Source organism: Aquimarina sp. MAR_2010_214 (genome assembly GCF_002846555.1).
Lineage (GTDB): Bacteria > Bacteroidota > Bacteroidia > Flavobacteriales > Flavobacteriaceae > Aquimarina.
In genome coordinates this window covers 3,383,089-3,395,656 of sequence record NZ_PJMS01000001.1, presented here as the reverse complement: position 1 = coordinate 3,395,656, position 12,568 = coordinate 3,383,089, and the positions used below count along the sequence as shown (strand labels likewise).

Genomic DNA, 12,568 nt, shown 5'->3' with positions numbered 1-12,568 from the left:
TTAAGGTACTACTGCAAATCGTTGCGAAGCTATTTCCTTAATTCTTTCCTGATATTTTTTATCAATATTTACTACTCTTTTTAAAGGATATCCTTTATAAAGCTCATACGACGATGTTTCTAAACCTGTATAAATAACACATTCCACCTTAAGAATTTTTTCAGGAATATTTGCACCAAACCAAACATTATCAGATTGTTGAAACCAAGTTACCTCATATAGTTTTGAACCTTTAGGATAGTTTGAATCGCTATGTGATGAAATGTAATTCCAAGCAATATCATTTCCATACAAAGTACTCATAGTGTTTCTCTTAGGATTGATTGTAACGGTAATTACTTTCTCTAGCAAAGGGTTAACAAGTAAACTATCAGTTTTACCTATTGAGGCAGACTCATTAAAGTTATTTTCAGAAGATTGATTGCAACCCAAAAGTAAAAACAAGAGTCCGAAACTAATTATTAATACATTCTCATTTAGAATATTTTTCATTTTGAAGAATTTAAAACATTAAGATTAAGTGGAGCAGTAAATACATAGTCATACTTTTCTACTGGTTTATGACAGGTAATGCATTCATTTACAAAAAGAGCATCACTACCATAAGGCTTTAGCTCATCGCCACGCCATCTTGCCCAACCCCAACTGTCAGTACTAGCATATTTTTCAGTATCTTTAATCATATATTCAACCTGTATAAAATTTCCCAAACGAATTATTTCATTATTATCTATTTGTTGAGCCCAAGCTGCTTTTGCAAAAACAGTCCCATTTGGCCAAGGATTAATTTTACCTGTCTCAATAGCTTTTACAGCTACATCATTTGCATAAATAACTCTCATAGAACGATTGTCAAAGCGGTCTGTAGTACTTACTGCTTTCCATTCCTGATAGTCTGGAATATACTCAATACCGTTAAGAGTTGGTTTTACTTGTTGTTTTATCTTTTTGTCTAAAAGTTGATAATATTCTATTGAGTTTTTAACAATCTGTATACTATCAGTAAGTTTCCGCTCAGAAATCGACAATAAATATGATTTAATTTGTTGTAATTCTTTATTGGTAATCTTGGATTTTGAGTGAGCTAATGTATATGACGGAAGAGGCATTTCGCCACTTAAAGCTTTGTTAAGTGAGTAAAAGAGTTTTGCGCTTACTTGTTTGGAGTTCAAGCTGTCAAAGTTTGAAAAATTTAACGCTTTACGTCCTTCTTTTATATGTGAATCTACAACAAAGTTAATAGGTATGATTTTATCAAACCATTGAAGGTTAGTTTGATTTGAATGACAATCATAACATGAATTTTTAATTATAAGTTCAATGCTATCAGGTACTGAAGTTAATAATTTATTGTATTCACTATTTTCGTTGATAGCAGTATAAGTTTCAAATTTATCTGGTTTTATAAATTGAATCAATATAAAGCTAACCAGCAGTCCAAGTATCAAGAATTTTATTTTTTTCATATTACAAACCTAGTTGTACAATGAAGTTCTAAAAAATGAAACTAGCTGAAACAACCATTTTAAACTCTGAAATGACCGAATAATTGACTGAATAATTACATTTGCTAACACCGGCAATCGTTACACAAGCCCATAATTTATTACAAAACGATCATTTTTAAGCCTCTTTACTATATCATATTTGATTTACTATTTCAAGAGACCTTTATATCGAATCTAAAGAGTTCATAAAAAGTCATTCTTACTTACTCTATCACTTAAACAAAAAGTAGTAAAGAGTTTTTCTTGATAATCTTTTTTAGTAAGTTGTGCAATAGCCACAATGGTTATAGTTAATACGGGTTTTGTTGCTTAACCCAAAGTTTAGCACTTTAAACCAAGTCCACCAAATCTTTTGATTTGGCTTTAAAATGAAAAAATAAAACAAAATAAAAAGTTTTGGCTAAGTGCTTAATCGGAAATTAATTGCTTTTTAATCCCATACTAACCATAGCCGGAGCCGTTACCAAACATATTAACAAAAGAAGAGAATATGAAAGCTACTAAATTATTAATACTGACAATCGTTATATCGCTAAATACTGTCTTTGCTCAAGAAAACGTTGAAAACGCTTCTAGTTTTCCACGCTTAGAAGGTCCCTATCTCGGGCAAAAGCCGCCAGGTATAACCCCTGAAGTTTTCGCCCCTGGTTTTGTTTCGACAGAGCATCGTGACCATAACGCTTTCTTCACACCCGACATGAAAGAGTTTTATTTTACTAGGAAAGACGTCAAAAATGGAAAATGGTCGTTAGTTCTTTTTAAATCCGAAAATAACCAATGGCGCGAGTCTGTGGTGGGACCCAGGGTGGGTCGCCCCCTCTTAGCTCCTGATGGTAAGTGTATGCATTTGGGCAGTAAATATATAGAACGCACCGAGATTGGATGGTCAGAAGTAAAAAGCCTTGGGCCCATGTTTGACCGGGAAGACTGGGGTATTATGCGCCTGTCGGCATCCGTCAAGGGCACCTATGTTTTTGACGATTATAAGAGCAACGATGTAATCCGCATATCAACACTCAAAGACGGCAAACGCGAAGAACCAAGACTGCTCGGCAAAGAGATTAACACCGGAAAATACAATGCCCACCCATTCATAGCGCCAGATGAATCCTATATTATTTGGGATGGTGAAAGAGATAGCGGGTATGGTGATATTGACCTGTATATCAGTTTTCGACAGCAAGACGGTTCATGGGGTGCTGCCATTAATTTAGGGAATAAAATAAACACAAGCGTTAGGGAGGCTTCAGCATACGTAACGCCAGACGGAAAATATATTTTCTTTAATAGAGAGGTAAGCTCAGGTAATGGGGATATATTTTGGGTGGATGCGCAGATTATTGAGACGCTCAGGCCCAAATAATAGACCATATGACAAGGACATCAAGCAGACAAAAGGCCTATTTTGAAAGCTTTGAACGTAGTTTGACTCAACTTGAAGAGGAAAACCCAAAGCATCATGGAGAATTTTCTCAGTCAGTCATACAATCACCGAGTGATTTGATAAGTTCGCTTCGAAATCTCTAACTAATAAATCGAATAATAATTATATATACATTTGGTAACAATGTATAAAAAACATAGGGCTTTAGGACTTAATCGAAAGATATGTGGTTATTTGGAAAGTCTATTATAGAAATGTATTTTTAGGTTTCTTTGATCAAAGAAACCTAAGAAAGAAGCAACAAGATTAGAAACTAACTTAGTGTAAACACCTAATCTTTAACTTGTGTAAACTATGTATCTTAACGAACATTGACAAAACCACAAACTGAATTGGGAACTTGGGGAACAGCCATAAAAAGTAATGATACTTCAGCAGATATTTATGCTGACTTTTTTGATTTGTATAATGACGGAAAAGAACCGAATGAAATCAAAAAAAAGCTGATTTCCGACAATCCAAACGGAACGAATGACTTTTGGTTTACTTTGGCTTTGGCTCTTTGGGAAACTAAAAGTTTGTCAAATGACATTTTGGAAAAAGTTCGTGAAATAATCAAAAGTGAATCTGACTTAAAAGTTTGGAAAGAGCTTGACGCAAGTGAATCAGACATAAAGAAAAGAAAAATTGTTCTTGAAAAGTTTCTGACCAAATTAGAATCTGAAAAAGCAAAACCAAAGGCAAGAAAACGGATTTCAAAAAAAGAACCAATATTTAAAAAAGGAAGTTGTTTAATATTCAAATTAGATAATGGAAATTATGGTGGTGGAATCGTTTTAGAATCTGACTTTGAAACAGGTTTCGGATATAACCTAATTGTTTCAACAAGAATAAATCAAGCCAGTTCCCCAACAGTTTCTGACTTTAAAAAATGTAATGTTTTAGTTGCAAGTTTCGGACATTGGAAAAACGAGCCAAAAGTTACTTGGTATTTACCAAAGAGATTTAAGAAAGAATTTTCAGAACTGTTCGAGAATATTGGCGAAATTCCTATTGAATTGAATTACACACCAAATGGAAGTGAAATTAGAGCAAGTTTTTCCACAGGTTGGCAAAATATAATCGAACCAATAAACCAACAATTAGAACACGAAAAAACAAACGAAATAACAAAGTCCTTTTCGATTGAAAAATTGATTAAACGAAAAAAATGGTGGCAATTTAAATAAAAACGTTTTACAACAATGCCTATACGTAATGCGGGTTATCTACTAAACGAAAGGTCAGCGCGATTAATGAAGTCCGCCAATACTTTAATTTGGTGTTTAAAGTGAATAAATTAAAAACAAAATATAAACTCTTGGCTACGTGCAGATTTGAAAACTCCGCTTTTCAAATCCCACACTACGCATAGCCGGGTCGTTGTGTGTCATACCAAAAAAACTGGAACTGAATGAAATTGAAGAACATTAATCTGAATTTATCTTTTTGCGGAATATTAATTCTGATGTTTTTTATATCTTGTAATAACGGAGATTATTTACAAGAATTTGAGAATTACAATGAATTCAACAAAATTGAAAACCCAAGGTTAACTGGTTGGTTTCCTGTCGAATTAATAAAATCTGACGCGCAGAATATAAAAAACATATCCTATTTAAATACAAAATGCATCTTTGGAGTATTTGATTACGAAAATGAGGAACTTTATGACTCAATCTTCAATAAGGAAAAACATATTGACAAAACACACAATGAAATATTCCAATCACAGATTGAATTAGTTGAAAATATTATACCAGAATGGTTTCCAAAAGTTGACTATTGGAAAATAAAAAATAACGGAATTATCCTGTTTGATAATTGTTATGCATACAAGGATTTAAATAAAAAGCAGATTTATTATTTTCATCCTGAAGAAGAAAGTACCCTTATTAATGGAAAAAGATACCCAGGAATAAGGAATACGATAAGATGAAAAAGTACGAACACACAACAATGGCTATAATTAATACGGGTTTTGTTGCTTAACCCAAAGTTTAGCACTTTAAACCAAGTCCACCAAATCTTTTGATTTGGCTTTAAAATGAAAAAATAAAACAAAATATTAGTAATTAATGAATATTAAAGAATTATATAACGAACTAAGTGATGCATATTCTGACAATAATTTAAATACTATCACAGGAAAACTGATAGCGTTATATAAAAGCAAGAACTTTGGAAAGATTAGGGAAATAGCAAATAAAATTTCAAAATATGTAACAATTGATGAAGAAAAAGATGCTAAATGTTTCTCCAAACTCATTGTTCTTTACCATCCAGATAAAGGTGAATTACACAGAAAAAGCATAAATAAACTTTACAATGAAAATAATTTAGATTCCCTTACTAAATATTCTCACATACTTCAACTCAATGAAATTGAGAATACTGTTATAAATACTATTGACGAAAGTGTAGATTATCATCCTGAATATGCTTGGGAAAGCAACGAAAAAGAAGGGTATTATTTTTATGAAAAAGATGAAGTAAATACAGAAAATGAATCTGACTCAAAAACATATGATAAATCATTTTACAATGAAATAAAATTTAGACAGTATGGAGATTTATCAATAGACTTCCCTCCTCATTACCTTGAAGATATTGAAGAATTTGAACTTGCTCAAAGTGGTATAGAATTATTAGATGGAATAGAGTATTGTCAACACGCAGTTATATTTGACTTATCGAACAATAGTATAACTGATATTTCAGAACTTAGCACATTAAATAGATTAGAAGAATTATATTTAGGAAACAATCAGATTGGATATATTGATGCTTTGAGCAACTTATTTGAACTAAAAATAATTGATTTATCTAATAATCAAATTGATGATATCTCACCTTTATTTGAACTTGAAAACCTCGAATATGTTAACATTATCGGTAATAAAATACCTGATAATCAAATTAAAAAATTGAAAGAGAAAGAAATAATTGTAATGAATTAAAATACGCCACACAACAATGTGAAAATGATAAGGGTTTTGTGCAAAACCGAAAGTTAGTGCAGATTAACAAAGTCCGCCAAACCGAAAAGTAAGTGCCTTTCAATCCCTTACTATTCTTATACTAAACGTTGTGTGCACGCTCAAAAAAAATCAGAATTAATAGAGAATATGAGTTTTTTAAAATCACTATTTAACATAAAAGAACAGCCAATAAACTCGTACTCTGATTTTTGGAATTGGTTTGTACAAAACCAAAAGAAATTCCATAAAGTTCTCAAAGACCAAGGAAACATTAACAAAGTGTTTTTTGACAAACTTGCCCCTAAACTTAACGAATTGAAAGATGGTTTTTGGTTTCTTGCAGGTATGTACGATGATAATACAGCAGAATTGATTTTAACTGCGGATGGAGTAATCAAAAACATAGTATTTGTTGAGGAATTGACAAAGTCTGCACCGAAGATGGATAACTGGAAAATTACAGCACTCAAACAACCTTCTGATTTAAATCAATACGGAATTCAAATGGACGGTTATAAATTTGACGAAAGTAAAATGAATTTCTATGCAACTGACCATAAACACATGCCTGATGAGATTGATATTACAATCACTCATAAAGGTTTTAGCGAAGAAACTAGAGCTGTAATGACAAATGGAGTTTATCTCGCTTTAGACAATTCTCTTGGCGAATTAAATTCAGTTACCACGATTGATAATGTTAATATTATTAACACAAATGATGCAACATCTGACTTAATTCCATTAGAAAAACTAAAGGACTTTTTGACTTGGAGAGAAAAAGAGTTCGTGGAAAAATATAAAGGATTAAGACATAATACAGACGATGATAACTATTCAAGTTTAGAAGCTACATTAGAAAATGGACTGCCATTACTTGCCATAGTAAATTCGGATTTATTGAACTGGGATAGCAAAGCTTCCCATCCTTGGATCTCAATAATGGAAATTAAATATGACGGAGAAAATAATAATGGAATGCCAAATGATTCCGATTATCAACTTTTAAACGAAATAGAGGAAAAGATAATGCTTGAATTAAAAGATTCTGATGGATATCTAAATATTGGGAGACAAACAGCGGATTCTATGAGAGAAGTTTATTTTGCTTGTATTGACTTTAGAAAACCATCTAAAGTACTTCACAAGATCAAAAACGAATATAAAAATAGAATTGAGATAGACTTTGATGTTTATAAAGACAAATATTGGCAATCATTTAATAGATTCATAACCAATTAAAAAGCACATAACAATTTGTATATTGCATATGCTTCCCGAAGGAAGCATATGCAATATACAAGAGACGTTCCCAGCAATATGAAAAAACTAATTCCAATAGAAGAAAGAGAATCTGAATTAATAAGATTTGGAGCTAATAAAGATTTCGTTGAGAATATTGGAAGAATAGACGAACTAAAATATCGTGTTGAGAACGTGGACGGAGCTTATTTCTATTTCCCAACAATTTCTAATTACAAAATATTGAATGGACTAAATATTATTCCAATTTATGACGAAGGGGAATCTTTCCGAGTATTTGGATACAATGATTCTATTCAAAAAATCTTTCATTTTGAATTAGAAAACGATGAAGTATATGACAATTATGGAACTAACTGGAACTTACTTTTTTTAGATATTATGTTTGAGTATTTTAATGATGATATTGAGGACGAACTTGACATAACAAAATTTAAAGAAATTGGAGAGAAATTAGGTTTTAACAAATCCGAAACTTTATATAAGTTATTAAATATTCCAGTAGACGAGTACAACGAAAAATATAACGACCTTGAGAAATGGAAAAACGAATTGGCTGAAAAACTAAAAATACTATAGGTAACATTATATATGAAATCAGAGCAAGTTTTAGTGCTAGACCGAAAGGTTATTTTCTTTTGCAAAGGCGCTATATTTTTATAAATTAAACAAGAAATAAAAATACGCGGATAAATCGATTGGTATAGGTGTATTTGCCTTGCACCGATTCATATATTTGGCGTTGTACACCATTTGACAAAGAACATGATGAAACTTAAAGCATTTTTTGGGAATTCTATAAAAAATGAGATTAGGGAGCTGGCTAAAAGCATTTTAAATGACCAATGGAAAAGTCGAGTTTCATCTGTAGAAATAGAAAGTACTGGAATTTTGGATGGTCAAGAAATTGTTTTCGAATTTTTAGAAAAAAATGAATCTGGTTGCGCATTTGACCACTTAAACTATGTGGTGTCGGAAACAGAAACAAAACTGACAGCTGAGCAGGTTGTTAAAATTAAACAAATAGATAAAAAATTGAATTCATAAAGCAGTTATATATGAGTTGGGATATTGTACTTTTTAATTCAAAACAGAAAATCGACTCAATTGAGAATGTAGACGAAAATCAATTAGAACCTATTGAATTTGTAAAGATTCTAGAGGATTCATTCGGGGAGATTGTTATGAACAAGAACCATAGAGAGATTAAAGGTAAAGACTTCTCAATTGACTTTTATACAGATGATGAACCAGTAAGTAATAAAATGATAAGTCTTTATGGGGAGAATGGATTGTTTGAATTAATAGAATTAGCAAAAAAGTATGATTGGCAAATATATGACACAGAATTAGATGTAATGATTGACTTGAATAATCCACAAAATAACGGATTTAAAAACCATCAAAACTATCTAAATCAAATTTTAAAAAATGGCGAGTAGATTAAAAATCAATTCTGACTTTATTTCAATTTGCAATCAGATTCAAAAAGAAAACCTTGATTTAGAAGTTTGGTGTTTAATTGAAAGTAGTGACCAATTTCAGGCTAATAATTTTTGTGGAGGCTTTGATGCGACTGAAGAAGAGTTTTGTTTCAGCTATTATGAAAAAAATGAGATTGAGTATTGGTTCCAATTTCCCTTAGCTGATATTGAAAGGTTTGTAAATGGAGAAATTAAAGAGATAGAACTAAGAAAGGCTGAATGAAAACGGTGTACAACATATGAAAAAAGTCTTCTACTCATTATTATTGATTTTCCTTTCTTTATCATTAAAAGCACAAGAAAATCCTTTACTTAAACAAATATCTGAACTAGAAGGTTCTGATAAACAAGTAAACCATGTACTAAATCTAATAGTTACGGAACTACAAGAAGATAAAATAATAGTCGAACTTAAAGAGAAACTAAATTCTGACTTGAATTCAGTAATTTCCTGTGTTACTCCCTATAAATTAAGTGAAAGTTTAAAATTGACGGATGAAGAAAAGAAAGAATTGAAAAAACGTATTGTGAAAATAGCGGACAAATTTTCTGAATTAAAATACTATACACTTTTCGAATTTTCTGGTGGATATGCTCCCATTTTCGGAGTTAATACAAAAACTATTAAAAATAAAGAAATAGTAGTTGTGATGCTAGGAGGAGACTGTAGCAAGAATAAAACGGAATTAAAAGCTGAAGAGATTTATACTGTATTTAATAACAGAATGAAAGAATTAATGAATTAATAAAAACGGTGTACAACACTATATATGCGATCATAGCTGATTAGGAATTAATCGATTGGTTCTTGTATATTTATGTTAGCGCAATGCTCGCAAAATGAAAAAAATAGCAATCAATGCGCAGATAAAGTTGATAGTTAGACAACATTTTGTCCTGTAGCCATATTTTAGGACAAGACATTAAAAGTATCAATACAAATTAAAAAGATAATGGATAAAAAAAACATTAAACAAAAAATTCTTCACTTTCCTTTGACTAAAGTAATAATCGGACTTATTGTCTGTGGATTAATTATTGGACTTGGACAGACTCTAATTCAAAAAGGGTTAAATTTCACGAATATTGATAAGGATTTGAAAACTCTAATTGGAGGAATATTTGTCGCAGTACTTGCTATAATTTCTTATACTTATTTATTTAAATTTTATGAAAAAAGAGAAATTACAGAATTCTCGAAAAAAGGCATTATTAAAAACTTATTGATTGGACTTGTTTTAGGAGTAATCCTGCAATCGTTAACAATTTTAGTAATTTACCTAAAAGGCGGATATTCTGTTATATCTATTAATCCTATTTTATTTATCATTCCACCTTTAACAAGTGGTATTACTGCTGCCATTATTGAAGAAACTTTATTTAGAGGCATAATATTTAGAATTCCAGAAGAAAAATTAGGAAGTTACATATCTCTTTTAATTTCGGCTTTTATATTTGGAGCATTGCACATAAGCAATCCAAACAGTTCATTAAGTGCTGGAATTGGGCTTGCAATTCAGGCAGGTTTACTACTTGGAGCTGCCTATATATACACAAGAAATTTATGGTTCCCAATTGCGATTCACTTTGCTTGGAATTTCACGCAATCTGCTATTTTCGGAGCTAATGTATCAGGAAATACAATTTCCAAAACATTAATAACCTCTAAAATAGAAGGTGCAGAATGGTTTACGGGCGGACAATTTGGACCAGAAGGTTCAATACAAGCAACATTTTTTTGTCTTATTGCAACAATTATTCTTTTAGTATTAAGTCATAAAGAAGGGAAAATTATTAAACCGTACTGGAGGGAATAAACAACAATCTACAAGGTTAGAAACTAATTTAGTGTAAACCCTAATCTTTAACTTGTGTAAACCATGTCCCTTAATGAACAGCTGAACAAAAAAACTACGGAAATAACTATGACAAAAATTCATCATTTAAATTGTGTGAAAATTGAATCACCAATGGGTTCTGCTATCGGACATTGCTTACTCATTCAAGAAAATGAAAAACTTATACTCATTGATGCAGGAATCGGTATTTTGGAATCCAAAGAGCCCGAAAAGAGATTAGGAAAAGAATTGATAGAGGTTACTGGATTTGAATTTGAAGAAAGTTTAACGGCTATTAGACAGGTTGAAAAACTTGGACTTAAACCTAAAAATGTTGAGAATATAATCTGTTCGCATCTTGACCCTGACCATATCGGAGGGTTGGCAGACTTCCCTAAAGCTAAAGTTCACGTTTCAAAAGAAGAATATGAAAGTTTTAAAAGTGGAAACGAAAGATATTTACAGCAACAACTATCCCATAATCCAGATTTGAAACTTTATGAAACTAACGATACTGAATGGTTTGGACTTCCTGCAAGAAAAGTTGATTTGAACATACAGACAGAAGTACTCTTAATCCCATTGTTCGGACATACACTCGGACATTGTGGGATTGCCATAAAAACCAATGACCAATGGACCTTTTATGTTGGAGATGCTTATTATTTAAGAGCTGAATTGGAAGATAAAAATCATCCTGTTGACCAATTAGCAACAATTAGAGCTGTAGATAATAATTTGAGATTGGAATCTTTAGATAAAGTGAGAGAAATTATTGAACGGTGTGGTAATCAAATGGAATATTTTGGTTATCACGACCCAACTGAATTTGAAATAAAAAAGTCAGTGGGTAACAATGTATAAACGCAATTATGGCGGATTAGACTACGTCTGAATCCACGTGTATTTGCTAAAGCCTGTACTTAATCTAAAATTAACGCATATAAACCCCTAACTGACGGTTATACGAAACGTTACCCAACATTATGAAAAAAGCAGAACTCGAAAGTAAAATTTTAGATGCTACATCAAGTTTGATTGATATAGCGACTGATATTTGTTGGAATAAAATATCGAGAAATTGTGAATATATAATGTCGGAAATTGATGAAAATATTTGGGGTAATTATTTTGAACGTGCTAAAATTCGAAAAAAAGTTAATAACAAAAAACCGCCCAAATCGTTGAACGGAATTGTGGCTGAATTGACTGCGATTTATGAAAATCTTTACGACATAAACCTTTACATATATAAATCGTTGTCGGATAAAACTATAATAGAAATAAGATACTTTTTAAAAACTTCTCATACAGCAGAATTTTATCCAACAATCATAAATAATGAGCCAATGCTACATTGTAAAGTTGCTCGACCATCATATATTGCTAAATCCCCAAATTCAACAAAACTTGAGAAAAAATTTGACGTAAACTGGGAACTTGGTGGAATTAGACACGAATTCAACAAGTTTTTAGGTAAAATACGATATAGAATATGGAAATATGAACACGAACATAAACAGAAATTATATAGAGAAGGTAAATGAAAGATAGACCTGTTTTAATTTCAGCCATAATTTTAACAATCATAATTGAAATCATTTTGATGATTTTAGTTTACAATAAAATCGGTTCAGAAAGACTTCCGACTCAAATCGGGCGATTAACAATTCAATTAATACTTATATTTTGGGTTTTGAGTAGTAAATCCAATGTTGGACTTTTCTTATTGACAGCTTATCATATTGTCACAGGATTATTTGGAATGTATTCAAAAGGTTCCGTAGAATTACTTGGACAAATATTAATTGGTTTTCATCTATTAATTGGATTAGTAATATATTTCCACGATTGGATTGAAAACAAAATTGAAATAAAAAACGTTGGGTAACAACATTTATGCGATAATGCGGAGTTTTGGTTTAATCGAAAAGTAATCGCTCATTTCGTTTGTCGCCAAAGATTTAAATTTAGTATTTTAGAAAATATAAAAACAAAACATAAACTTTGGCTAAGTGCTAGCTCGAAAACTAGTGATTTTCTGCCTCCGCACTACGCATAGTTAAACGTT

The 12,568-nt window shown here is 31.3% G+C and carries 16 protein-coding genes; 14 read left to right on the top strand and 2 right to left on the bottom strand.

What is annotated here, in order from left to right; genetic code table 11:
- Together ATE84_RS14570 and ATE84_RS14565 are read right to left on the bottom strand one after the other, a co-directional pair.
- Complete coding sequence (locus ATE84_RS14570; protein ID WP_101448651.1) at positions 1–492, bottom strand: hypothetical protein; 492 nt, start codon at positions 490–492, stop codon at positions 1–3.
- On the bottom strand, positions 489–1,466 hold the full coding sequence (locus ATE84_RS14565) for a heme-binding domain-containing protein (protein ID WP_101448650.1): 978 nt from the start codon (positions 1,464–1,466) through the stop codon (positions 489–491). The genes ATE84_RS14570 and ATE84_RS14565 overlap by 4 nt, the downstream gene beginning before the upstream one ends.
- Positions 1,467–1,998: 532 nt before the next feature.
- Between ATE84_RS14565 and ATE84_RS14560 the strand changes: the two genes are divergently transcribed.
- The 14 genes from ATE84_RS14560 to ATE84_RS14495 all read left to right on the top strand — a co-directional run bounded on the left by ATE84_RS14560 (position 1,999) and on the right by ATE84_RS14495 (position 12,388).
- The gene (locus ATE84_RS14560) at positions 1,999–2,871 is read left to right on the top strand and encodes a PD40 domain-containing protein (RefSeq protein ID WP_101448649.1); all 873 of its coding nucleotides are present in this window, start codon (positions 1,999–2,001) and stop codon (positions 2,869–2,871) included.
- A 413-nt stretch (positions 2,872–3,284) separates the two neighbouring features.
- Positions 3,285–4,121 carry a hypothetical protein gene (locus ATE84_RS14555; RefSeq protein WP_101451028.1) on the top strand — a complete coding sequence of 279 codons (837 nt, stop codon included), beginning with the start codon at positions 3,285–3,287 and terminating at the stop codon, positions 4,119–4,121.
- 224 nt (positions 4,122–4,345) lie between these two features.
- Positions 4,346–4,870 (top strand): hypothetical protein, encoded by a 525-nt coding sequence (locus ATE84_RS14550; RefSeq protein WP_101448648.1) that lies wholly within the window; start codon positions 4,346–4,348, stop codon positions 4,868–4,870.
- 139 nt (positions 4,871–5,009) lie between these two features.
- Positions 5,010–5,891 carry a leucine-rich repeat domain-containing protein gene (locus ATE84_RS14545; protein WP_101448647.1) on the top strand — a complete coding sequence of 294 codons (882 nt, stop codon included), beginning with the start codon at positions 5,010–5,012 and terminating at the stop codon, positions 5,889–5,891.
- A 132-nt stretch (positions 5,892–6,023) separates the two neighbouring features.
- Positions 6,024–7,154: a DUF695 domain-containing protein gene (locus ATE84_RS14540; protein ID WP_233195815.1), complete on the top strand. Its 1,131-nt coding sequence runs from the start codon at positions 6,024–6,026 to the stop codon at positions 7,152–7,154.
- A gap of 78 nt (positions 7,155–7,232) precedes the next feature.
- On the top strand, positions 7,233–7,754 hold the full coding sequence (locus ATE84_RS14535) for a hypothetical protein (RefSeq protein ID WP_101448645.1): 522 nt from the start codon (positions 7,233–7,235) through the stop codon (positions 7,752–7,754).
- A gap of 186 nt (positions 7,755–7,940) precedes the next feature.
- Positions 7,941–8,222 (top strand): hypothetical protein, encoded by a 282-nt coding sequence (locus tag ATE84_RS14530; RefSeq protein ID WP_143273645.1) that lies wholly within the window; start codon positions 7,941–7,943, stop codon positions 8,220–8,222.
- Between the two features lie 11 nt (positions 8,223–8,233).
- A complete protein-coding gene (locus tag ATE84_RS14525) occupies positions 8,234–8,617 on the top strand; it encodes a hypothetical protein (RefSeq protein WP_101448643.1) in 384 nt (127 codons plus the stop codon).
- Positions 8,607–8,882 carry a hypothetical protein gene (locus ATE84_RS14520; protein ID WP_101448642.1) on the top strand — a complete coding sequence of 92 codons (276 nt, stop codon included), beginning with the start codon at positions 8,607–8,609 and terminating at the stop codon, positions 8,880–8,882. Before ATE84_RS14525 ends, ATE84_RS14520 begins: the two co-directional genes overlap by 11 nt.
- A 16-nt stretch (positions 8,883–8,898) precedes the next feature.
- Positions 8,899–9,405: a hypothetical protein gene (locus ATE84_RS14515; protein WP_101448641.1), complete on the top strand. Its 507-nt coding sequence runs from the start codon at positions 8,899–8,901 to the stop codon at positions 9,403–9,405.
- A gap of 207 nt (positions 9,406–9,612) precedes the next feature.
- A complete protein-coding gene (locus tag ATE84_RS14510; protein ID WP_101448640.1) occupies positions 9,613–10,476 on the top strand; it encodes a CPBP family intramembrane glutamic endopeptidase in 864 nt (287 codons plus the stop codon).
- Positions 10,477–10,629: 153 nt separating this feature from the next.
- Positions 10,630–11,361 carry an MBL fold metallo-hydrolase gene (locus ATE84_RS14505; protein ID WP_233195814.1) on the top strand — a complete coding sequence of 244 codons (732 nt, stop codon included), beginning with the start codon at positions 10,630–10,632 and terminating at the stop codon, positions 11,359–11,361.
- Between the two features lie 122 nt (positions 11,362–11,483).
- Entirely contained in the window at positions 11,484–12,044 is a 561-nt protein-coding gene (locus tag ATE84_RS14500) for a hypothetical protein (protein ID WP_101448638.1), read from the top strand.
- Complete coding sequence (locus ATE84_RS14495) at positions 12,041–12,388, top strand: hypothetical protein (protein ID WP_101448637.1); 348 nt, start codon at positions 12,041–12,043, stop codon at positions 12,386–12,388. The genes ATE84_RS14500 and ATE84_RS14495 overlap by 4 nt, the downstream gene beginning before the upstream one ends.
- Positions 12,389–12,568 lie beyond the last annotated feature (180 nt).